We start from the raw sequence: 22,437 nt of genomic DNA, 5'->3' as shown, positions 1-22,437 counted from the left end.
CAACACCCGGAGGTATTGAGGCGTTACATTGTACCCAGCAAACGCTTCAAGTCAACACTAAGTTTGGATAATTCCAGCCTTCTGGCAGCATCCGTGGAGGGATCCGCCAGTTCCGCCATCAGGGAGGCGATGTGCCTCTCCAAAGCGGCCTTCGCAATGCCGGAGCAGGCTTCCTGTACGCTCCTGTCCACATCGGGAATGGGGATAGGTTCCAGATTCAGCATGCCCAGGGCGTCCCGTTCCGGCTGAGGCAGGGACGCCAGAAAAGCCTGAACGGCCGCGGGGCTGTCCGGAGAAGGCAGCCTGGCCAGAATTTTCTTTAAGATGCCTCCGCCCTGCAGCAGCCGCATCGGCTCCAGCAATTCTTCAATGCGGTCCACGATAAGCCCCTGCGCACGGGAATTCTGAATGGCCAGTTCACAAAGCACGGCCACGGCGCGATCCATCTTTACAGGAGGCTGATGCGGAACCTCCGCAGCCATCTTGCGTTCTGCGGACTGGGCCTGTTCCTGCCCCTTCCGGCGTCCGGCCATTCTGACGGCGCCGCGCAAATTATCCGCAGCCATGCGCATGCGCGTGGCCATGTCAGCCGTAGCCAGGTCCCGGGCCACCGGATCGCTCATGCAGGCCAGCAAGGCCGTCATCTCACGGGCAAAAGCGGCGCTGGAAGCCGCGTCATCCAACAAGCCGCTCTCCCTGGCCCGTTCCATGCGGACCTCAAAGAAGGAACGGGCCTGCTCCACCATCCCGGAAAAAGCCTCTTTCCCTTCCCTCTTCATGAAAGAATCCGGATCGTCCCCGGCAGGAAGGTTCACCAGGTAAATATCCTTGCCGAAGGGGGCCAGTTCACGGAATGCCCGGTCCGCCGCAGCCATGCCCGCCTTATCCGCGTCAAAACACAACACTATCCGCGAAGCATAGCGTGAAAGAATCCTGGCATGCTCCGGAGTAAACGCCGTCCCCAAAGGCGCTACGGCAAAAGAAATCCCTGCCTCATGGCAGGCAATGACGTCAATCTGCCCTTCGCACAACAGGGCTTTGCCGCTTTTTCCCATTGGACCGCGCGCCTTGTCCAGGGCAAACACCACATCCCCCTTTTTGAAAATGGCCGTCTCCGGGGAATTAACGTACTTGCCTGCGTTTTCCTGAGGCCGCAGAATACGGCCGGAAAACGCCACACATTCTCCGTACACATTGTTGATGGGGAACATCAGCCTGTCCCGGAAGCGGGCGTACAGATCTCCCCGTTCTCCGCGGTTGGCGAGACCGGAATCAATCAGCACCTGGTCCGGAATCCCCTCTCTGCGGGCCCAGGCCAGAAACTCCCACGAGGAGTCAGGCGCCCATCCCACCTGCCAGCGTTTCGCCATGTCCGCCCCGTATCCGCGGGAATTCAGGTAAGCCCTGGCCTCCGCCGCCTTCGGGGAACAAAGCAGGAGCCTGTGGAAAAACCCAGCTGCTTTCTTGTGGGCCACCAGCAACGCCGTGCGTGCCTTGCGCCGCTTTTCCTCCGCCGCGTCATAAACTTCCTCCACAATGGAGATTCCGGCTTTTTCCGCCAGCCTTCGCACGGTATCCGCAAACCCCAGGTTCTCCATCTTCATTACAAAAGTGATGGCGGACCCGCCTTCCCCGCAACCAAAGCATTTGAAATTCTGCCGACTCTGGTCCACAATAAAGGAAGGCGTCTTTTCATTGTGGAACGGACAGCACGCTTTCCACCGGGAACCGGCCCTTTTCAGGGGAAGATAGGCCCCTACTACATCTACAATGTCAGTGGCCTCCAGAACGCGCCGGATGCTGTCTTCATCAATCCTTCCCATAAGGCGGAACCAGTCTATCACAGGGGGCACGGGTGTACAAGAAGACAGAATCGGAACGCCATGCGCGGAAAAACGACGCCTCCGCAGGCAGGCCGGGAAAAATGGCGCAGCGCCAATGGCCTCCCGCCCCGGAGGAACGCATTTCCCCATTGAGCGCGGGAATGGAACATGCTAGCCTACCCTTATGAAGCGCATTCACCTTCTGTTGCTGGCTCTGCTGGCCCTGTTTGCCGGCTACCCCTTCCGGGCGGCCGCGGAGGAAACCTTCCGCGACAGGGTAGTCGTCATCCCCGTGGGGGAAGACTCCCTGACCAGCAAACAGAGCTTCGGTTTCATGAACCGCATCCTGAAGAGGGCGCAAGAGGAACAGGCGCGCGCGGTAATATTCGACTTGAACACGCCCGGGGGCCTGGCCTGGGAAACCAGCGAGATGATGATGAAAAGCATCCAGCCGCTCACCATTCCCACCTACGCCTACGTGAACCCCAGGGCCATGTCCGCCGGGGCGCTCATCTCCGCGGCGTGCGATAAAATTTACATGGCGCCCGTCTCCTCCATAGGGGCGGCCGGCATCATCACTTCATCCGGAGAGGAAATGGACCCCGTCATGCGCAAGAAAGCGGAAAGCGCCTTCTGGGCCTTTACCCGCTCCGTCGTGACGGAAAAGGGTTACCGCCCGGAAGTGGTGAAAGCCATGATGATCCCGTCCGACCAGGAACAGCAGTTCGGCCCCGTCAAACTGGAAAAAGGCGCCCTCCTGACCCTGACGGGCAAGGAAGCCGCCGCGCGGCTGGAAGACGGCAGGCCCCTGCTGGCCCAGGGCACAGCCTCCTCCGTCACGGACCTGCTGGCCCAGGAGAAAGTGAATGCCCCTGTGGTCACGGCGGAACCTACGGCCTTTGAGCGCATCGGCCTGTGGATTGCGTGGGCTTCCCCCATCCTGATCCTACTGGGCATCGGCGGCATTTACATGGAATTCAAAACGCCGGGATTCGGCATCGGCGGCGTTGTGGCCATTGCCGCGTTTGCCCTGTTCTTCTTCGGCAACAACATTGCCGGGAATCTGGCCGGCTATGAGACGGCGGCCCTGCTCGTTCTGGGCATAGTCCTTCTTTGCGTGGAATTCTTCGTTATCCCGGGCACGTTCATTGCGGCCATTGCGGGCGGCGTCTGCATTTTTCTGGCCCTGTTCGGCGGCATGGTCAGCTCCTGGGAATGGGACCACATCATCCGGGACGGACAGTGGGATGACGTCAACACCTTGGCGGCAGTCCTGGGCATCCCCCTCCTGAAACTGGCCCTGGGCCTGACCGGAGGCTCCCTCCTGATTGCCCTGCTGATGAAATACCTCCCGGATTCCGTCCTGATGCGCCGCGTCACCAACGCCACAGTCAGCGGAGGTTCCGCCGGCGAGGCGGTCAACATTGCGCGCGTTCAGGTAGGAGACCGCGGGAACGCCGTCACGGAGCTGAAACCTAACGGAAAAGCCATGATTCATGGCGAAATATGCGAGGTTTTCTCTCGACAAGGCATACTGATTAAGGGTACCCCTGTGCGCGTCGTGGACATCCGTCCATTCGACCTCGTCGTCGTCAAGGACGACTCCCCCTCCGGGGATTGACGCCATCACGCTTCCTACTCACTGCCATGCCTCTCACCGTTGGACTCATTTCCCTGGGCTGTCCCAAGAATCTGGTTGACTCTGAAATCATGATCGGCCACCTGCAAACAGCCGGCATGACCATGACTCCGGAACCGGAACTTGCGGATGTAATGGTAGTCAATACCTGCGCTTTCATTGACCAGGCCAAGCAGGAAGCCATCGACGCCATTCTGGACATCGTGCGCGCCCGGGAAAACGGGGCTTATCCGGAAAACCAGAAACTCATCGTGGCGGGCTGCCTGTCCCAGCGTTTCCGGAAGGAACTGCCCGCCCTGCTGCCGGAGGTGGACGCCTTTATCGGTCCGGACCAAATCACCAAACTGCCGGAAATCATCACTCAAGTGATGAACCGGACCATACAGGACCGGAATTTCATTGAAGGGAAATGCAGGTACGTTCCTGACTGGAACACGCCGCGCTACCGCCTTACCCCGCCGCACACGGCCTACATCAAGATAGCGGAAGGCTGCAACCACGGCTGCGCCTACTGCATTATTCCCATGATCCGCGGACGCCACCGCAGCCGTTCCCAGCAGGACGTGGTGCGTGAAGCGGAAGCCCTTATCCGGTTCGGCGTGAAGGAAATCTGCCTCATCGCGCAGGACATCACCTATTACGGCATGGATAAATGGACGGACGAACGCCCCAACCGCCGCAGCGCGGTCGATTCCTCCCGCGGAGAGTCCCTGGCCTCCCTGCTCCGCGCCCTGAACGCCATTGAGGGGGAATTCTGGATCAGGCTGCTTTACACCCACCCCGCCCACTGGAGCGACGAACTGACCGCAGCCATCGCGGAATGCCCCAAAGTGGCCCGCTATGTAGACATCCCCCTCCAGCACATTTCCGATAACATGCTGGACGCCATGCAGCGCGTAACGGACGGAGACTATATCCGCACCTTGCTCCGGAAGATCCGGAAAGCCGTTCCGGGCATCGCCATCCGCACCACCTTCATCACCGGATTCCCCGGAGAAACGGAAGAAGACCATCAGGAGCTGATGGAGTTTATCGAGGAATTCCGTTTTGAACGCGCCGGCATATTCACCTTCTCACGGGAGGAAGGGACAAAAGCCTACAAGATGCCCAACCAGGTGCACCACCGCACCAAGGCGCGCCGCTACAATGAAGCAACCATGTTGCTGGCGCGTCTCGCCTCGGAAACGGGCCAGGAGCAAATCGGCAGACAAATCCGCGTGCTGGTGGATGCTCCCGGAGTCGCCAGGACGGAATGGGATGCTCCGGACATCGACGGAACCGTTTCCGTTCCTCTGACGCTGCCCGTCGGACAATTCGCCACCGTCACCGTAACGGATGCCGTTGCGTATGAACTGACGGCGGAATAAGATTACTTCCTTGTCCGGCAGAAAGAAACCGGGAACAAAAACACGGGCGGAGCGCAGGCCTGCATATGTTGCCTCCTGTTTTCCGCCCGGCTTTCCGGATTTTTCCTCAAAGGCCCTACTGCTTCACGCTGGATTCAGGCAGGGGAACGTTTTCCGGAGGCGCTTCCTGAGGCGCGGCTCCCGACGGAGAAACGGAATTCGGAACAGGAACCAGAGAGGTATTCATCCGGGATATATCCAGCTCACGGGAAGCGGCGGCGGCTTCCGGACTGACGGCTCCCATATTGGAGGGCAAAGGAAGCAAGGCACCGTCCGGGCCAATCATATCGGAGGCGGAAACAGGATAAAAACTCATCATTTCCTGCGGATTAACAATCTCCGAGAGGCTCACGTAGCCCTGGCTGCCGTCTTCAAACTCAACTTTGGCGAATAAATCCCCGCAGACCAGCACCTTTCCGGTTTTCACACCACCCCTGACGGTTCCGCTGGTGGAAAAATTATTTTCCGGATTCTGCTCAAACACCATCATTCTGTCCTTCTTGAACGTAACGGCTTCCCCAGGCTTGTAAAATGCCTGTTCCGCCTTGTTTTTAGCCGCCATTTTTTTGGAAGTGATTCCTACGGGATCCAACGCGGAACTCTGGCGGTCCCAGGCATTCACATGCTTGTTCGGACCGCAGGAGGCCAGCAGCACCAGCAGAGCGGAAGAGGGAAAAAGCAATTTCATTTGCGGATTATCTTAATTGCCGCGGCTTACGGATGGAAGCAGAATTTGCGCCTGTTTCCGCCGGAGGCTGTTTCTAAAAGAAAAATTCCGCCTTTCCCTCCTGTTCATGCTGTTTCCGCAGAGAAAACCATGCCTCTCCCGAACCGGCCTCCCGGGCAAATAACCGGATTCCCGGTAAGGCATTTATTCCCGCGGCGGAAAACAAACAGCCTGCCTTACCGGCGCCCGCCCCTGCTCCACTTCCCAGGAAAAACCGCAAAGCATGGCGCAAAGACAACGTATTAAGCTTGCTGCCTTCCCACCGGAAATGCTATTCTGGCGCTTACTGTTCCAACGGCTGACGAAGGTCTATCCGGGGGAACCGCTCAAGTAATGCGTTCTGATATGGATGAGAAAAGATTAGCCGGCGTAGTTCTGCCATTGTTCTCCCTGCGCCGTAGCAATGACCACGGCATCGGTGACTTGACGGCCTTGCGCCAATGGATTGACTGGGCGGCGGACGCCCATGTGGGGTTCCTTCAGCTGCTCCCCGTCAACGCCCTGGGCAGGGACGAATGCCCCTCCCCCTATTCCGCCATCAGCTCCGTAGCTTTGGAACCCCTGTACCTTTCCCTGGAACCCTGGACCATCCCCGGCCTGGAAGAACGCGTATTCAATGAAACGGGGGACACGCTGCCGTGGGAACAGCCCTCCGGCCCGGATCTGGTGGACTATCCCAAGGTCAGATTCTGGAAAATGTGGATTCTGCGGGGAGCCTGGAACAATTTCAAAACCAAGCCGGAATATGAATGCATCATGCCCAAATTCAGGGAATGGGTGAAAGAACAGGGAAGCTGGCTGGAAGACTTTGTCTGTTTTCAGGTCCTCTGCGACCTGTTCGGCACGGAAATCTGGTGGCGCTGGCCGGAACAGGATCCGGCGCGGGCCAAGGCCATTGCCGCCGATTACGAGGAAGAAAAGGACTTTGCCCGCTGGCTCCAGTGGCTCTGTGAAAAACAGTGGGAATTCATCCGTATTTATGCGGACGAACGCAATGTGAAGCTGATGGGGGATATCCCCATTGGCGTTTCCCTTTCCAGCGCCGACGTCTTTTTTGAACGCCACCTGTTTGACACGGAATGGTGCGGAGGAGCCCCGGCGGAAGGCAGCTATGCGGAAGACCCATTCACGGCCAAATGGGGGCAAAACTGGGGCATTCCGCTGTATAAATGGGATGTCATGGCTCAGGATAACTTCGCCTGGTGGCGCCGCAGGGTAAAGTACTGCACCAAGATTTTCAGCATGTACAGGATTGACCACATCCTGGGCTTTTACCGCATTTACTCCTTCCCGTGGAAACCCACGGAAAACGGGGACTTCCTGCCTCTTTCCCACGATCAGGCGGCCCAGAGGACGGGCGGGAGGCTGCCCGGCTTCAAGCCCCGCGGGGATGATAATGCTGCGGACCGCAACATGAACCTAGCGGACGGAGACCTGTATCTGCGCCTTCTGCTTTCCGCCGCTCCCGGCGTCAGCGTGGTGGGGGAAGACCTGGGCTGCGTTCCGGATTACGTGCGCCCGAACATGCGCCAGCTGGATATTCCCGGTTTCAAGATTCCTCACTGGGAAATCAAGGAGGACGGAACCATTACGTCCGGACAGGAGTATCACGAATGCTCCTTTGCGGCGTTCGGAACGCATGACTTCGAAACCATCATGCAGACATGGAACGACAGCTACGCGAAAATAGAACGCGCCCGCAAGCTGGGACTGTGGGAGGACGGCTCCCCCAAAACGCCGTCCGGCCCGGAACAGGAAAACATCGTGCGCCAGGCGGAGGACGGAGCGCGCCTGCTGAAATGGTTTGCGGATTTCTCCGGCATGCAGCCTGAAACCTGGCTTTCCTGCTGGAACCAGGAAATCAAAACGGCCATGTACAACGCCCTGTTCCGTTCCCGTTCCCGTTATGCGGCCATTCTCTGGCCTGCCCTCTTCGGCATCAACAAACGCCTCAATATTCCCGGCACTACGGGAGGAACCAACTGGAGGGAGCGCATGCCCTTCAAGGCCGTGGAAGCATGCGGCATGCCGCAGACAGCATGGCTGCGCACCATCATCGACGGCTCCGGCCGCATGCCGCTGCAGGGTGAAGACGCCATCAGGGCGCTCAAGGAATCCAGCAAACGCCTCTTCCCGAAAATCACCGTCAACAACGAACGCTTCCTGAAACGGATGCTGATGTGGCCGAACGGCAAATCCCTATAGCCAACAGCCGGCGGCCGCATCTTTTTCATCCCGTTACGGCGGTTTTTGGTCTTCCCTTCCCTGGGTAACAGAAAAAGACAATGGCTGACCAGTTCGGGAGGCGGAGGTTGGAGATACGACGCGCCCTTCCTTGTTGCCTCGGAGCCTGGGAGAAATTCAACGGACTGGAAACGCGCAGCAGACAAGCTCCACCCAAAAAAGGAACGCCAAGGCAATGGAACAAACGGTGTAGGCGAATCCCAACCTGCTCAACAGGTTCAAAATAAAAAACGCCGCTTTCCTGCCTGTATTTTCTGTCAGGAAAGCGGCGGGCTGAAAAATAATATATTATTCTATGCCAATCGGCGGCGGCGCATCATGAGAGCAGTCAGCCCCAGGAGGCTCAGGGAGGCTGTGGCAGGTTCCGGCACAACGGCCACATATTGGACATACACACCCTTCTCGTCAGTACCCAGATGATATTTGCCAAAATCCTCGGCTGTCGCAGTCAACTCTCCTTCAGTAGAAGTCAGCGCGCCTCCATCGGTTCCAGTTATTGTCCCCGCTGCAAGGTTCCACGTTTGATAAAGATTTGTGTTGAAAGCTTCTTCTTCAGCCCCGCAAATCAAATACCTCTTTTCAAGACCATATGTAGATGTCGCTGTTACTATCCCGGTATTCAGGGAAGCGGAAATGGTCGTCGTGCGGTTATTGCCTTCCACCCCATTCATGGAGCCGGACATGTAATTGATCACGCCATGAACACCAAAAACCATGGAATGATTGGCACCCGGATCAAAAATATTGTAAACGTTCACCGTCCCGTCAATCCGGCTTGTGCCGTACGCAAACAGCGCATTGACGTTCAAAACGCTTCCTTCTCCCACGTTGAATTGCCCGTCAAACCGGGGATTTTTGCTGGGAATTGATGAAGAAGGAGTTAAGTTTCCCAGAGAAACCGTTGCTCCGTCGGTTAGATTGAAAATGGTGGAAGAATTACCAAAGATGGAACCTCCGTTTTTTTCCCAATTAACGGAAGCGCCGCTGATGCTAATGGTATCGCCATTGCCCGGGACAGCATTGGTATCCCAGTTGGCCGCATCTGTCCAATTTTCAGTTCCTGCTCTACCAGTCCATGATACGGAAGAAGCGGAAGCGCTTCCTAACAAGGCAGCACTCATCAATAAAAACAATGATTTCTTCATAATCGATTTTACAATTAAAAAACCTAGACGGCTTTCAGATGTTAACGGATTATGAATCCGTATATAAAGGGAATCCTGGGATGGAAGGGCTTGCGGAATTTCCTGATGCCTTGGGCAGCATCACCTTTCCGTCGTGTGAGAAGAACTTTATCCATAAAGGGAGAGAAGCTTTTTCAAAATCCGGCGCTCGAAAATAACAGGGTAAATAAGCATTAAATTGTTTTTTATCAAATTTGAGTGTTGACGGCGGATTCATAATTCGCGTCCACACTGGAAATAAAATTTATTATTAGTTGATATTTAATGTTTTTCTTCAAACAAATCAATTTCTTAACAATAGAGTTCCACAGCCCAGGAAAGTGGAAACGCCGCCACTGGCAATCCATTCTTGCCTCCCTGCCGGAAAAATCCCATACTTTCTGCATGACATGGAGTTGGAACAAACTTTCCGCCGCCAAATGGGAAGACGCGTGGAGCGAACGCATCGCCGGGAATCCGAACGCCGTGATTACAAAAATCAAAGGGGGAAAAACGGTCCGAATTACCGTTTACTGCGATGATGAAGAAGACGCCCTGGCTTTGAAAAAATATTTTGGAGGAACCGTCCGGGAAGTCAGGACGCAGGACTGGGTGGCGGCCCAAAAGCGGGAAAAACGCCCTCCGCTCAAAATAAGAGACGCCCTGGTCATTACGGAACAGAGCTCTCCGGAAAATCTGGCCGCCCTGCGGAAGCAGTTCCCCTCGCGCAGCATCCTGAGCGTCCCCGCCGAAATGGCTTTCGGAACAGGAGACCACGCTACCACATCCACCTGCCTGCGTTTCATCTGCGACGTTGCCAAATCCCGCAGAAAAACATCATGGACCATGACGGATATAGGCTGCGGCACCGCCGTGCTCGCTATGGCGGCGCTGAAGCTGGGGGCGGAGCACGCCACGGCCTTCGACTTTGACCCCATGGCTATTGAAGTGGCCCGGCACAACATGGTCCGCAACGCCGTCACGGCGGAACAGCTGGACTTATTTGTGGGAGACGTCTTCGAATGGAAGCCTTCGGAATCCCAGCAGGGGGATCTTGTCGTCGCCAACCTGTTTTCAACTATCCTGCAAAGAGCTTTTCCGCATATCATCGCCGCCATGAAGAAGGATGCCGCACTGGTCATCTCCGGCATTCTGGCCTCCCAGTGGGAAGAAACGAAAGAGGCAGCGGAACGCCACGGGCTGTTCTTTGAACAGGTCGTCAAACGCGGCAAATGGATCACGGCAAAAGGCGGCATGGCCCGGTAGCAAACAGAACCTTCCGCATTTTTCTCCGCCCCCCCTCCCACGGCCTTTCTCTCACCGGAACAGCAATGTCCCGGCTTCCTGTTCGAAAATCTCCGCAGCCCTTCCCTTCTTCTGCAGAAAACAGGAATGCCTTTTTATAGCCCGGCAGGGATGAACCATCCCTGACATGCCCGGCATTTGTTTCTCCTTACGGGCAGGGCTATCCTTCCGCACGTTCACGTGCAGAAAACAGTTTCTCTACATACTTGGCCAGCATATCCACTTCCAGATTCACCGGCTGGCCGGGAACGGCATCCTGCAGATTCGTTCGGCCGAAAGTATGGGGAGTAATCCAGAACTCCAGCAGGGAGCCGTTCAAATTGGCTATGGTCAGGGAAATGCCGTCAATGGTGATGGAACCCTTGTCAATACAATAGCGGGTTAGTTCCTCCGGAATGCGCACCTCCAGACGGTGGTCCTGCCCTACGGGCTCCAGGGCGGCAATCGTGCCGGTATGATCCACATGCCCCATCACGAAGTGGCCGCCGAAACGGTCCATGGCGGACATGGCGCGTTCCAGATTAACCAGCCCCCCCGGCTTGAGGTTTCCCAGACTGGTGACGCGGAGAGTCTGGGAAAGAAGATCAAAGGAGATGCGTTCACCCTCCAGGGCATCCACCGTCAGGCAGCATCCGTTGACGGCAACGGAATCCCCCAGGGAAAGTTCACGGCCGAACGGAATGGCCAGCGTCAGCCGGGCTCCGCCGTTAATAGGCGTAAACCCTTCCACAGTTCCTGTTGTTTCAACGAGTCCGGTAAACATAAGAGTGACATTCCGCTCCGGGCCTTAATGACCGAAGCAGGTGAAGAAAATGAACACGATGGCTGTGGGAAAAGCCGCCCAGGCGAACAGCCACAGGGGATTGATGCCCTTGAAGTATTTACCCAGAATGGCCTGCCCAGCCGGGTTGGGGGCGTTGGCGATGACCGTCAAACCGCCGCCCGTCACAGCGCCCGCCACCACGGAATACTTGACGGCTTCCGGCAGGTTGGGAACCGTGGACGCCAGGAAGGTGACGGCGGCATTGTCATTAAATGCCGTCAGCAGCGTAGCCCCGACCATGGCGTAGTCCCCCAGCCGCGTCAGCACCGGTTCCAGCCACCAGGCCTGCACGCCGCCCAGAATGACCAGCCCCGCCAGGAAGAACCCCACCATGATGGGCACGCGCAGAGACATTTGGTTCTGGTATTGCGGCGTAGCCAGCGTAAAACCGATAAAGAACAGGAAACTGCCGATGAACATGACCGGCTCATGGGCGAAAAGAACCGTCCAGACCAGGAAGCAGACATGCGCCAGGGTCACCCACAGCGGTATTTTGTCATTGCGGTCTTCCCAGGACTGGGGAACGGCGTCGTCAAACTCGTCGAACTCTCTCTGCTGAGAAGCCAGGCGGGCGAACTCCCTGCGGAAAAGGAGAAAATACGCCAAATTGGAAATGACGATGGCGGAAACGGCCTTCCATCCGAAATGCTGGATCATGTGAGTCAGCCCCCAGTCCCACTTTTCCGCCACCATCACCACGGGCGGAGCTGCAAAATGCGTCAGGGTGCCCCCGATGGAAATATTCACGAAGAGCAGCCCCAGAGTGGCGTACATCAACGTTTTCTTCGGTTTGAGGTCGTAAAATTTCTTGCTTAGGATCAGGGCCCCGATCGTCATGGCGGCGGGTTCCGTAATCAGAGAACCCAGCAGGGGAGCCAGGCACATCACGGAAATCCACCACGCGCCCGGCGTGGCCTTCCCAAGCCTGGCGCCGCAGTTCACGACATACTCCGCCAGCTTGAAAATAGGGCGGGAGGAAGCGATAATCATGATAATCATCACGAACATCGGCTCCGTGAAGGAACAATCATAATTCAAGTAGGCGGAAAAATCCTCAAAGGAATAATATTTCCAGCACACGAACATGAAAGGGATAAGCCAGATTCCGAACACGGCTTCCACTTCTCCCAGGAAATGGAAAATGGCGGACGCGAAGGAAACCGGGAGGCGCTCTTCCGGATGCATCACGCGGAAATTGGTTTCCTTGAGCTTTTCCTTGTAGCGCAGGGCCAGTTTATGGGAATAACGCTCAAAGCGGCCGGCCAGAAACGTATGGATAATAGCCCCGAAGAAAACGAGCGTCACGGCCAGGTTGAAACCGCCGGACTGCTTGTTGCGTTCACTGAGCACCTGGTACAGGCCGGCATCCGGCGGCACCGGCTTGTACTGATTCAGGGGAATGGGAAAATGGCTGTACTGGGATTCCCCCCCCACTTCCGCGGCCGGATAGGCGGGAGCCGCCGCGCGTGACGAAGCCTCACCGGCGGGAGCCCCTAGGAAAAAAGCGGCGGCAGCGATGATAGTGAGCAGACCCGCACGGCGCGCCAGAACTTTGAAGAAATGACAAATACAGATCATGTCTGCGGACAGACTAAACGCCTCTCCTTTCTTCCGCGAGCGGAAAATGAGTCTGCATGCTTTTTAACAGAAACGCGCTCAGCGGGAAAATCCAGACAGGCCCCGGAAAAACGCGCGCGGCGCGGAACAGGCTGTCATGCCTGCCTGAGTTTAAGGTTGAACAGAAAACTTAAAAATAGTAGTTGCAGATATGCGCTCCGTCCCAGGCCTCCTCTCCGTTTTCTTGATCGCAGCCGGTGCCGCATGTGCGGAGCTTCCGCCCGACCTGCCGCCGGCGTCACCCCTTCCCTTTGCCCCCGGCCCGGTCATCGGGGGAACCGTCAAGGGAGACCCGGCCGCCGGCATCGTTCCCGTCAGGGACCTGATTGAAGCCAACCGCAAGGATGAATACATCCCCATGGCGGAACCCATTCCCGGAGAGACAGGCTCTTCCGCTCCCCAGGCGGAGTCCATCCCGAACGCGGAACCCATCCCCGGGGAAACGAACCTGCATGCCCCGGCACAACCTGCGGTGACGCCCCTCGTCATCCCTTCCACGGCCTTTTCCTCCGTTCCGGTCCCTCAGCATGAAACCCGCGTAGCCATTCTGGGCTACCATGATTTCAGCCGCACCCTTCCCGCTACGGAGATGCGCATGAATACGGATGTGTTCCGCTCCCAGATGCGGGCGCTGAAAGCGTCCGGAGTGCCCGTCATCTCCATGAAGGAATTCCTGGAATGGAAACTGGGGGACAGGCGGCTTCCGGCCAAATGCGTCATGATCACCATTGACGACGGCTGGAAGAGCGTTTACACGGACGCCTACCCCATCCTGAAAGAAGCGGGATTCCCCTTTACCATTTTCCCATACACCAAATTCATCACGGGCCGCGGTTCGGCCATGAGCCCCGCCCAGATTCAGGAAATGCTGGATAACGGCGCCACCCTGGGCAGCCACTCCGTCAGCCACCTGTACCCGAGATCCTGGCGTGCCGCCCAGCGTAAAGGCGCCCAGGCGGTTCAGGAGCTGGCAACGGCGGAAATAGGCCATTCCCGGAAAATCCTTCAGGAAAAATTCCCCGGTTCTTCCGTGGAGGCCTATTGCTATCCGGGCGGCTTCATCCTGCCGGAAATGATCTCCAGGGCGGAAGAAGCCGGATTCCAGGCGGCCTTTACGGTAATCCCCAAAAAAGTGACCAAGGACACGGACCGCTGGCGGATTCACCGCTACATGGTCTTCGGCAAAGACCCTAAGACATTCACCAGAGCCGTGAATTTCAACGTTCCCTCCACTCCGGAAACTCCGGCGGCCACCCCTGGCGGCGGCAGCGGCAAAAAGCTGACTTCCTACCCGGCTCCGGCTCAGCCCGTTTATCCGGCAGCCAATACCGTGGTGAAAAACCAGACTCCCGATATATCCATTTCCCTGGCAGGGGAACCCTCCCTGGACCCCAGGCAGATGGAAATGCGCATCTCCGGCTTCGGCCTGGTAAACGCCCGGTACGACGCCAAGGAAAAAATTCTGAAATGGACTCCATCCCGTCCCCTGCGGCTCAGCCCTGTAACCGTCCAGGTCCGTTGGAAAAATCCTGCTGCCAACATGTGGCAGACAGCCACCTGGCAATTCGGCATTGAGGAACAGGAAATGCACTTCACTCCCCGGAACATCGTCAAATAGACATCTTCCCTCAGGGCTTTTTCACCACCAGCCCGCGGATGCAAAACCGGCGGTTGGTATCCGGCCCTCCCCAATTTCCATCCGTTCCGGACACTTTTCCTTCAAAGAAAAGAGGAGAAATGGAAGGTACTTCCGGTTCCAGATTCCCCTTTTGAAGAGCCTCATGAATCAACTCCTCTCTCTGGAAAACCAGAAAGCCTACATGATAATATTCCAGGACGAACATCACCCCAAACAGCAAAGTCGCACCGGCAAGGCATGCAGTCACCGCGCGCAGTCCACGCACCATGATTCCATTCCGGTACAATACGGAGAACACGGTTGACGCCGCTAAAACAGGCATGGACGACACGAACTGGACATGATGGGTGGGAATGCACACCGGAAGTAAATAGAAACAAGCCTCCCAAAACAACGCCGGCAAACCCGCACCATACATAAACGTCCGCCCTGCGGTCCCGGAGCATGCCGACTGCGGCCATGATGCAAAACGCCGCCGCCATTCCCACCGCAGCCCCCTCATTGCAGGCGCCGCAGAAAATCCCATACATCAGGCACCCTGAGGACAGCCCTCATTGAGGGGAGGTCGTCCGCTTCCTCCACCTGATTCTGTAAATATTCATGAACCACACAATCAGACCTCCAGTCCACACATAATTCATGGACCCTGCGCGCGTCAGGCAGACATAATGTCAGGCAGACATAATAAACGGTTACCCCGGCTGAAACGAACATGCTTAAAGTAAACAGCCATGTCCAGACTCCGCACTCCCTCCGGAGATCGGGCATTCTCCCCAGAGCGAGCACATAAAGACCGAGAATGAGCGCAAGCACAAACACGGGATTCCAAATCCGCTTTTTCCCATATTCGGCAGGTTCCGGATAAAAGCCCATTATTAGAATGAACTAACATTCATCAGTTGAGGAGACTCCCGCACCACCTTCCCGGAATGCCAAAAAAACTGACATTTGGCTTGCCCGCATGGTGTGAAGTGGCATAATCATCCGGCACCATTATCAGGTTCAGCCAGGCACGGACATCCACATGAAGACGAGCACCAAAACTTTCGCCATTGCAGATACAGCCGCTAACGCAGACTATCTCACCAATACATCCGAACCGCTCGGAGAAACGATGACCCTGAACGTGGGCCCCTCCCACCCCGCCACTCACGGCGTGCTGCGCCTGGTGCTGGAACTTGACGGTGAAGAAATCATCAGCTGTGATCCGGTGGTTGGCCATCTGCACCGCGGGATGGAAAAAATCGGTGAAACCATCCAGTACAACCAGTTTGTCCCCTACACCGACCGTTTTGATTACCTGGCGCCCCTGTCCAATAACATCGCCTATGCCTGCGCGGTGGAAAAACTGCTGGGCTGGGAACTGCCGCCCCGTGGACAGGCCCTGCGCGTACTGGCCCTGGAACTTTCCCGCTTTTCCTCCCACATCCTGGGAGTGGGCGTGTACGGCATGGACGTAGGCGCCATGACCGTTTTCCTGTACTGTTATGAGGAACGTGAAAAAATCCATAATTTTTACGAACAGCTCACCGGGGCGCGCTTCACTTCCTCCTACACCCGCATCGGCGGCCAGACACGCGACGTTCCCAATGAAATGCTCAAGGAAGTGCTCGTCTTCTGCGATGAAGCGGCCAAAACCCTTGATGAAACGGAAGCGCTCCTGCTCAAGAACAAAATCTTCATTGACCGTCTTCAGGGCGTAGGCGTCATCAGCCGTGAAAAAGCGCTTTCCTGGGGCATTACGGGGGCCAACCTGCGAGCCAGCGGCATTAAGCGGGACCTGCGCAAACTCACCCCCTATCTGGGATATGAAAATTACGAATTCGACGTCCCCGTAGGCGAACACGGAGACTGCTACGACCGTTTTACCGTGCGCATTGAAGAAATGCGCCAGTCCCTGCGCATCATCCGCCAGGTCATTGAAACCATGCCGGACGGCCCCATCAACATGGTGGACACCAAAGGCACGCTGCCAGAAAAGAAAAAAGTCCTGACGGACATGGAATCCCTGATTCGCCAGTTCATGACGACAACCATGGGAGTGAACGCCCCCGCCGGGCAGGTTTACTTTGCTGCGGAAAACCCGAAGGGAGAGCTGGGCTTCTTCCTGGACTCCAAGGGAGGCGGACTTCCCAACCGTCTGCGCATGCGCTCCCCCTCCTTCTGCAACCTGTCCATCCTGCCGGAACTGATGAAAGGCCACCTGGTTTCCGACGTTCCGGCCATTCTCGGTTCCTTCGACTTCGTGATGGGCGAATGCGACCGTTAAACACCCGCCACTCTCATCCACTTCAACGCAAACACCAAACTTTCTCCCCATGTCCGATTACGCTGAAAACGCCATCGACGCGACTATCGCCCACCAGCCCAGCCCGGGCGAACGGTTCTACCCGGCCTTTGAAGTAACGCCGGAACTTAACGCCGCCGCCAGCGAATACGTTACGCATTACCCGGAAGGCAAGCAGAAATCCGCCGTGCTGCCCATCCTTCATGAAATCCAGAAAAAGTTCGGCTTCATCAGCGGAGACGCCATCGCCTGGGTGGGTGAGAAACTGAACATCTCCGCCGCCCATGTTCTGGGCGTGGTGACTTTCTATCCCGGTCTGCGCCAGATGTGCCCCGGAAAAAACCACATCCGCGTATGCCGCACTCTTTCCTGTGCCATGGCGGGGGCGGACAACCTGTTCGACGCCATCTGCACGCGTCTGGGCATTGACAAAAACGGCATTGACCATCACCACCCCATTGGAGTCAGCCCGGACGGCCTGTGGAGTGTGGAAGGAGTGGAATGCCTGGCCAACTGCGGCTTCGGCCCCAACATGATGGTCAACGACCTCCTGTACGAAAAAGTCACTCCGGAAGTGCTGGAGGAAGTAATCGCCAAATACCAGAACGCCTAATCCTTTTCCATCCCCGCACCAGATTTTCGCCATGAGCATCACCTATCTTCCCGGTAAAGAACCCCACCCCAGGGAAACGCGCCGCATCCTGAAAAACGTTAACCGAGAAGGCTGGAACACGTCCATTGACTGCTATCTGGCCGACGGCGGTTATGAAGAACTGAAAAAGGCGCTCGGCATGGAGCCCAGGGCCGTCATTGACGAGGTGAAAAAATCCGGCCTTCGCGGCCGTGGCGGCGCAGGGTTCCCCACCGGCGTGAAGTGGACTTTCATTCCGCCGAACAACACGAAACCTGTCTATCTGGTTTGCAACTGTGACGAATCCGAACCAGGCACGTTCAAGGACCGCTACATTGTCCACCAGGATCCCCACCAGCTCATTGAAGGAATGGTCATCTCCAGCTACGCGGTGGGGGCGCATCAGGCCTACATCTACATGCGCGAAGAATTTCCCATCGCCGCGGAAATCATGCTCAAGGCTCTTCAGGAAGCCCGCGAACGCGGCTTCCTAGGCAGCAATATCCAGGGGTCCGGCTATGATCTGGAAATCCACCTGCACCGCGGGGCGGGAGCGTACATTTGCGGTGAGGAAACGGCCCTGCTCAACTCCCTTGAAGGGGACCGCCCTTATCCCCGCATCAAGCCCCCCTACTTCCCGGCCGCCATCGGCCTGTACGGCTGCCCCACCATTGTCAACAACGTGGAATCCCTCTGCCAGGTGAAGCACATCATGGCCATGGGTGGAGAAGCTTACAGCCAGGAAGGGGCCAAACGTTCCCCCGGCACCCGCATCATCGGCGTTTCCGGCGACGTTAAACGTCCCGGGTTCTATGAAATCATCTCCGGCTCCATGACTTTCGGCGAACTGCTGTATGACGTCTGCGGCGGCCCGCGGGACGGGCGCCAGTTCAAGGCCGTGATACCCGGCGGTTCCTCTTCCAAGGTCATGCGCACGGACGCGGAATACAAAGTGAAGAATCCGGACGGCACCATGGGGAAAATCACCTTCTTTGACATTCCGCTGGATCTGGACAGCATCGCCCAGCACGGCTCCATGTCCGGTTCCGGCGCGGTCATCGTGATGGACGACTCCCGCTCCATGCCCTGGGCCATGAACAACATCAACCGCTTCTACGCCCATGAATCCTGCGGACAGTGCACCCCCTGCCGGGAAGGCTGCCCGTGGATGATGAAACTCAGCACCCGCATCCTGGAAGGGAAAGCCGCCCCGTCGGACGTAGATCTGCTCATTGAAGTGGCCAACCAGATTGAAGGGAAAACGGTCTGCGCCTTCGGTGAAGCCGCCTCCTGGCCCACCCAGGCCATGGTCTCCAAGTTCAAGGAGGAATTCGTGGCCCTGACGGATCCCTTCAACGCCTGTCTGCCCCACACGGAGGAAGGCAGGGAGCAAAACCGTTTCCTCACCCGCTAAACAGCAGCACGCAACACCAGTTCTCAAAACCATCCCTCTCCCATCCGTCATCATGAGTGAAGAAGCTTCCAAACTCCCCAAAGACATTGCCGCCGCGGAAGGCAAGGTGAACGTCCAAATCAACGGAACGTGGCACCGGTTCCCGCGCGGCACGCGGATTGCAGACGCCTGCCGTTCCGTGGGCGTGCCCATTCCGTGCTTCTGTTACCACCCCAAGCTGGCTGTCGCCGGCTCCTGCCGCATGTGCATGGTGGAACAGGGGATGCCGCCCAGGCTCGCACCGGGCCAGACGCCCTCCTATGATGAAAACGGCTACCAGCGCATCCAGTGGATGCCCCGCCCCATCATCTCCTGCGCCAACACGGTGGCGGAAAACATGGGCATCCGCACGGACAGCCCGCTGGCCAGTGAAGCCCGCCGCGGCGTGATGGAATTCCTGCTCACCAGCCACCCTCTGGACTGCCCCATCTGCGACCAGGCCGGGGAATGCAAGCTTCAGGAATACTCCAACGACTACGGCCAGGTGGAAGGCCGTTTTGAAGAAAAAAAGACCAAAAAAGGTAAAAACCTGAGCATTGGCCCGCGCGTAAACCTGGACCAGGAACGCTGCGTGCTCTGCGGCCGCTGCGTGCGCTTCATGCGCGACATCATGCATGATGAAGTGCTCACCATGTCCCAACGCGGCACCTTCAACGCCATCACGGTTTATCCCGGCCGCGAGCTGGACAGCAACTACTCCATGAACACCGTGGACCTCTGCCCGGTAGGCGCCCTCACCTCCAAGGATTTTCGCTTTAAAATGCGCGTCTGGTTCCTGAAGGAAACCAAAACCATTGACGTGGACTGCGGGACGGGCACCAATATCACCCTCTGGACAAGGGAAGACAAGGTGTACCGCATTACCCCGCGCCAGAATGATGCCGTAAACTCCTGCTGGATGCCGGACTCTCACCGCCTTAACTACAAATACATCAATGCGGAAACCCGCATTCCCCAGCCCGTCATCCGTACGGATGCGGAAGCGCCCCACCGCCCCTCCACATGGGAGCCGGCCCTGGTTTCCGCCGCGGAAGCCGTCAAACGCATCGCCCCGAACCAGCTCGCCATCATCGCCTCCGGCCGCATGACCAATGAAGAGCTTTACATGGTCCGCCATCTGGCCGCCCAAATCGGCACGGATATGGTGGACATCGTTCCCCGCGTGGGAGAAAGCGACGGCATGCTTATTTCTGCGGACCGCAACCCGAACACGAACGGGGTCAGGCTGGTGCTAGGCATCGAACCCGGTTCCAGGCTGGACGCCATTCGCGAAGGAGTGCGCAACGGCTCCGTCAAGGGCATCCTTACCCTGGGGGAAGACCTCACATCTCCGGAAGCAGGCTTCACGGCGGAAGACCTGGACAAGCTGGACTACCTGTTCATGACCGCCCACAGCGCCAATGAAACGGCGCGCCATGCGGACCTGGTTCTGCCGGGCGTCACCTACGCTGAAAAATTCGGCACCATGATTAATGTCGCGGGCCGCATTCAACGCCTGAACCGCGCCATCCAGCCCATAGGATACGCCCGGGACGACTGGCAGATTTTCAGAGACATCACCCTTCTGCTGGGCGGCAATCCCGCTCTGAAAGACTTCAACTCCGCCCTGGACATCCTCACCGCCATGAGCACGGAATACGGCGCGCTCAATGGAGTCTCCTGGGGTTCCATCGGAGACGGGGGCCAGCCCATTCTGGAAACCGGCGTCACCATTCCCGTGGTGGAACGCGAAAAAAACCAGGGCCGCTAATCACACTTCACACGCACACAACCTGTTAATCCGCCATGATTGATTCGATTCTAACCTTTTGCGACGAGGTGCTCAGCAACCCTGTGTGGTTTTATATCATCACTCTGCTGATCAAAATCGTCATCTGTTTTGCCATCACCATTCTGTTTATTCCGGTCTGCGTGTACATTGAACGCCGGGTGGCCGCCTGGATCCAGGACCGCGTGGGCCCCAACCGCGCCGGCATTCCGTTAAGCATCTTCCGCCGCTTCGGCATGAAATCCGACCTGCCGTTCAAAAAGACGCTGGACTACTTCGGGTTGCCTCATGACGGCAAAATCGCCAACCTGTGCCGTTTTTTCCGCCTGGACCGCGACATCCCCGTCTTCGGTCTCGTGCAACCCATGGTGGACGGCGGCAAACTGTTCCTGAAGCAGGATTTCACGCCGCCCTTCGTGCGCCGCGTGTACTTCTGGATCGCCCCCATTCTGGTGCTTGCTCCCCCGCTGATGACGGCAGCCGTCGTTCCCTTCGCCGGAGACCTTCAAACCTCTTACGGCAACGTCAACATGGCGGTGGCCAACCTCAGCGTAGGCCCCCTCTGGATGTTCGCCATTTCCTCCCTCTCCGTGTACGGTCTGGTGCTGGCCGGATGGTCATCCAACTCCAAATTCCCCTTCCTGGGAGGCGTGCGCTCCTCAGCTCAGATGATTTCCTATGAAATCAGCATGGGCCTGTCCATCATCCCCGTACTGATGATTTACAGCACGCTGGACCTGTCCAACATCGTGGAATACCAGGCCGCCAACGGCTGGCTTCTGCTTCCCGTATGGGGCGAGGGCCTAAGCTGGCAGCGCTGGATACTGCTGGTGCCCGTAGCCATCAGCTTCATCATCTTCCTCACTTCCATTTTCGCGGAAGCCAACCGCACGCCCTTTGACATGTCCGAATGTGAAACGGACCTCGTGGGCGGCTACCATACGGAATACTCCTCCATGAAATTCGCCCAGTTCTTCATGGGGGAATATGCCGCCATGGTGGTGGGGTCCTCCCTGGTCATCACGCTGTTCCTGGGGGGCTGGTCCATCGGCTTCGGCCTGGACGGCTGGCTCAACGAACACGTAGCCAACTGGGTGGCGGTCATCTGCCAGCTCATCGCATATGTGCTCAAGCTTCTCTTCTTCGCCTTCTTCTTCGTCTGGGTGCGGTGGACGCTCCCCCGCTTCCGTTATGACCAGGTGATGAAGCTCGGCTGGATGGTCTTCTTTGAACTGGCCGTCATCAACATCTTCCTTACAGCCGCCATCCTGTACTTCGTCAAGTAATCTCCCCCTTCTTCATTCCGACAACATCACTATTATGGCCTTCAAAACGATCAAGCGTCCGAAGATCTCCCTTGGAGAGCGGTTCTATCTGCAATCCATTCTTGGCGGTCTTTGGCTCACTATCAAGCACCTCGTTCTGGATCTGCTGGGCAAATCCCGCAACAAAAAAGAACTGGCCGGTTCCGGCATCGGCGTTACGATGCAGTATCCGGAAGCCAGATGGGACAAACATCTGCCGAAATATTACCGCGGAGCCCCCGTGCTGGTGAAAGGCGAAGACGGCCGTGAACGCTGCGTTTCCTGCCAGCTCTGCGAATTCATCTGCCCGGCCCGCGCCATCACCATCACCCCCGGCCCCATCCAGGAAGGACCGTGGGGCAAAGTGGAAAAAGCCCCCAGGGAATTTCAAATTGACATGCTGCGCTGCATCTACTGCGGCATGTGTGAGGAAGCCTGCCCGGAACAGGCCATCTTCATGAGCCATAACTACCTGTTTACCCCCACGGATAAAACCCAGGCCATCCACAACAAGGCCAAGCTCTATGAACTGGGCGGCACCCGCAAGGGGCTGGTCAACAAGTGGAACCAATACAAATAACCCCCGAACACTCCATTTCCCGTACGTT

General features: G+C 57.2%; 17 protein-coding genes. 11 read left to right on the top strand and 6 right to left on the bottom strand.

Going from position 1 to position 22,437, the window contains the following annotated elements:
* Positions 1–23: 23 nt before the first annotated feature.
* Positions 24–1,853 carry a DNA primase gene (dnaG, locus tag O4G22_RS08250; RefSeq protein WP_306701501.1) on the bottom strand — a complete coding sequence of 610 codons (1,830 nt, stop codon included), beginning with the start codon at positions 1,851–1,853 and terminating at the stop codon, positions 24–26.
* 154 nt (positions 1,854–2,007) lie between these two features.
* On the opposite strand from dnaG, the gene O4G22_RS08245 reads away from it, so the two are divergent.
* Positions 2,008–3,444: an NfeD family protein gene (locus O4G22_RS08245; RefSeq protein WP_300771396.1), complete on the top strand. Its 1,437-nt coding sequence runs from the start codon at positions 2,008–2,010 to the stop codon at positions 3,442–3,444.
* Positions 3,445–3,470: 26 nt separating this feature from the next.
* Positions 3,471–4,829, top strand: a complete 1,359-nt coding sequence (gene rimO, locus O4G22_RS08240; RefSeq protein WP_306701500.1) for a 30S ribosomal protein S12 methylthiotransferase RimO — start codon at positions 3,471–3,473, stop codon at positions 4,827–4,829.
* Positions 4,830–4,944: 115 nt separating this feature from the next.
* On the opposite strand, the gene O4G22_RS08235 is transcribed toward rimO, so the two are convergent.
* Entirely contained in the window at positions 4,945–5,556 is a 612-nt protein-coding gene (locus O4G22_RS08235; protein ID WP_290487898.1) for a hypothetical protein, read from the bottom strand.
* A gap of 384 nt (positions 5,557–5,940) precedes the next feature.
* Between O4G22_RS08235 and O4G22_RS08230 the strand changes: the two genes are divergently transcribed.
* A complete protein-coding gene (locus O4G22_RS08230; protein WP_300771393.1) occupies positions 5,941–7,800 on the top strand; it encodes a 4-alpha-glucanotransferase in 1,860 nt (619 codons plus the stop codon).
* Positions 7,801–8,132: 332 nt separating this feature from the next.
* Here the strand turns inward: O4G22_RS08230 and O4G22_RS08225 are convergent, their stop codons facing one another.
* Positions 8,133–8,984, bottom strand: coding sequence for a PEP-CTERM sorting domain-containing protein (locus tag O4G22_RS08225; RefSeq protein WP_306701498.1), 852 nt, complete (start codon positions 8,982–8,984; stop codon positions 8,133–8,135).
* Positions 8,985–9,407: 423 nt separating this feature from the next.
* Between O4G22_RS08225 and O4G22_RS08220 the strand changes: the two genes are divergently transcribed.
* On the top strand, positions 9,408–10,268 hold the full coding sequence (locus O4G22_RS08220; protein ID WP_287688637.1) for a 50S ribosomal protein L11 methyltransferase: 861 nt from the start codon (positions 9,408–9,410) through the stop codon (positions 10,266–10,268).
* A 199-nt stretch (positions 10,269–10,467) separates the two neighbouring features.
* Here O4G22_RS08220 and O4G22_RS08215 read toward each other — a convergent pair whose 3' ends face one another.
* Positions 10,468–11,070, bottom strand: a complete 603-nt coding sequence (locus O4G22_RS08215; RefSeq protein ID WP_094136482.1) for a riboflavin synthase — start codon at positions 11,068–11,070, stop codon at positions 10,468–10,470.
* Positions 11,071–11,094: 24 nt separating this feature from the next.
* The gene (locus O4G22_RS08210; protein WP_306701497.1) at positions 11,095–12,708 is read right to left on the bottom strand and encodes a putative Na+/H+ antiporter; all 1,614 of its coding nucleotides are present in this window, start codon (positions 12,706–12,708) and stop codon (positions 11,095–11,097) included.
* A gap of 223 nt (positions 12,709–12,931) precedes the next feature.
* Here O4G22_RS08210 and O4G22_RS08205 point away from each other — a divergent pair, with 223 nt between their 5' ends.
* Positions 12,932–14,365, top strand: a complete 1,434-nt coding sequence (locus O4G22_RS08205; RefSeq protein ID WP_306701496.1) for a polysaccharide deacetylase family protein — start codon at positions 12,932–12,934, stop codon at positions 14,363–14,365.
* 10 nt (positions 14,366–14,375) lie between these two features.
* On the opposite strand, the gene O4G22_RS08200 is transcribed toward O4G22_RS08205, so the two are convergent.
* Positions 14,376–14,684 carry a hypothetical protein gene (locus tag O4G22_RS08200; RefSeq protein ID WP_306701494.1) on the bottom strand — a complete coding sequence of 103 codons (309 nt, stop codon included), beginning with the start codon at positions 14,682–14,684 and terminating at the stop codon, positions 14,376–14,378.
* 726 nt (positions 14,685–15,410) lie between these two features.
* Between O4G22_RS08200 and nuoD the strand changes: the two genes are divergently transcribed.
* Genes nuoD through O4G22_RS08170 form a run of 6 tightly spaced genes read left to right on the top strand, consistent with a single transcriptional unit; the run spans position 15,411 to position 22,409 of the window.
* Positions 15,411–16,655 (top strand): NADH dehydrogenase (quinone) subunit D, encoded by a 1,245-nt coding sequence (gene nuoD, locus O4G22_RS08195; RefSeq protein ID WP_012420649.1) that lies wholly within the window; start codon positions 15,411–15,413, stop codon positions 16,653–16,655.
* 49 nt (positions 16,656–16,704) lie between these two features.
* Positions 16,705–17,286, top strand: coding sequence for a complex I 24 kDa subunit family protein (locus tag O4G22_RS08190; protein WP_306701492.1), 582 nt, complete (start codon positions 16,705–16,707; stop codon positions 17,284–17,286).
* Positions 17,287–17,317: 31 nt separating this feature from the next.
* Entirely contained in the window at positions 17,318–18,718 is a 1,401-nt protein-coding gene (nuoF, locus tag O4G22_RS08185) for an NADH-quinone oxidoreductase subunit NuoF (protein WP_290488087.1), read from the top strand.
* 52 nt (positions 18,719–18,770) lie between these two features.
* Positions 18,771–20,507 carry a molybdopterin-dependent oxidoreductase gene (locus O4G22_RS08180; protein WP_306701490.1) on the top strand — a complete coding sequence of 579 codons (1,737 nt, stop codon included), beginning with the start codon at positions 18,771–18,773 and terminating at the stop codon, positions 20,505–20,507.
* Between the two features lie 35 nt (positions 20,508–20,542).
* The gene (locus O4G22_RS08175; protein ID WP_094136488.1) at positions 20,543–21,811 is read left to right on the top strand and encodes a complex I subunit 1/NuoH family protein; all 1,269 of its coding nucleotides are present in this window, start codon (positions 20,543–20,545) and stop codon (positions 21,809–21,811) included.
* 34 nt (positions 21,812–21,845) lie between these two features.
* Complete coding sequence (locus O4G22_RS08170) at positions 21,846–22,409, top strand: NuoI/complex I 23 kDa subunit family protein (RefSeq protein ID WP_297405121.1); 564 nt, start codon at positions 21,846–21,848, stop codon at positions 22,407–22,409.
* The last annotated feature ends 28 nt before the right edge of the window (positions 22,410–22,437 follow it).

Source organism: Akkermansia muciniphila (assembly GCF_030848305.1).
GTDB lineage: Bacteria > Verrucomicrobiota > Verrucomicrobiia > Verrucomicrobiales > Akkermansiaceae > Akkermansia > Akkermansia muciniphila_A.
The sequence above is the reverse complement of the archived record's forward strand: the minus strand, read 5'-3'. Positions and strand labels throughout refer to the sequence as shown.

Excerpts from the sequence above, each read along its gene's own strand:
- O4G22_RS08175 (WP_094136488.1), top strand. The coding sequence starts at position 20,543 with ATGATTGATTCGATTCTAACCTTTTGCGACGAGGTGCTCAGCAACCCT.
- rimO (WP_306701500.1), top strand. The coding sequence starts at position 3,471 with ATGCCTCTCACCGTTGGACTCATTTCCCTGGGCTGTCCCAAGAATCTG.
- O4G22_RS08180 (WP_306701490.1), top strand. The coding sequence starts at position 18,771 with ATGAGTGAAGAAGCTTCCAAACTCCCCAAAGACATTGCCGCCGCGGAA.
- O4G22_RS08225 (WP_306701498.1), bottom strand. The coding sequence starts at position 8,984 with ATGAAGAAATCATTGTTTTTATTGATGAGTGCTGCCTTGTTAGGAAGC.
- O4G22_RS08230 (WP_300771393.1), top strand. The coding sequence starts at position 5,941 with ATGGATGAGAAAAGATTAGCCGGCGTAGTTCTGCCATTGTTCTCCCTG.
- nuoD (WP_012420649.1), top strand. The coding sequence starts at position 15,411 with ATGAAGACGAGCACCAAAACTTTCGCCATTGCAGATACAGCCGCTAAC.
- O4G22_RS08235 (WP_290487898.1), bottom strand. The coding sequence starts at position 5,556 with ATGAAATTGCTTTTTCCCTCTTCCGCTCTGCTGGTGCTGCTGGCCTCC.
- O4G22_RS08190 (WP_306701492.1), top strand. The coding sequence starts at position 16,705 with ATGTCCGATTACGCTGAAAACGCCATCGACGCGACTATCGCCCACCAG.
- O4G22_RS08220 (WP_287688637.1), top strand. The coding sequence starts at position 9,408 with ATGACATGGAGTTGGAACAAACTTTCCGCCGCCAAATGGGAAGACGCG.
- O4G22_RS08245 (WP_300771396.1), top strand. The coding sequence starts at position 2,008 with ATGAAGCGCATTCACCTTCTGTTGCTGGCTCTGCTGGCCCTGTTTGCC.
- O4G22_RS08170 (WP_297405121.1), top strand. The coding sequence starts at position 21,846 with ATGGCCTTCAAAACGATCAAGCGTCCGAAGATCTCCCTTGGAGAGCGG.
- O4G22_RS08215 (WP_094136482.1), bottom strand. The coding sequence starts at position 11,070 with ATGTTTACCGGACTCGTTGAAACAACAGGAACTGTGGAAGGGTTTACG.
- O4G22_RS08210 (WP_306701497.1), bottom strand. The coding sequence starts at position 12,708 with ATGATCTGTATTTGTCATTTCTTCAAAGTTCTGGCGCGCCGTGCGGGT.
- nuoF (WP_290488087.1), top strand. The coding sequence starts at position 17,318 with ATGAGCATCACCTATCTTCCCGGTAAAGAACCCCACCCCAGGGAAACG.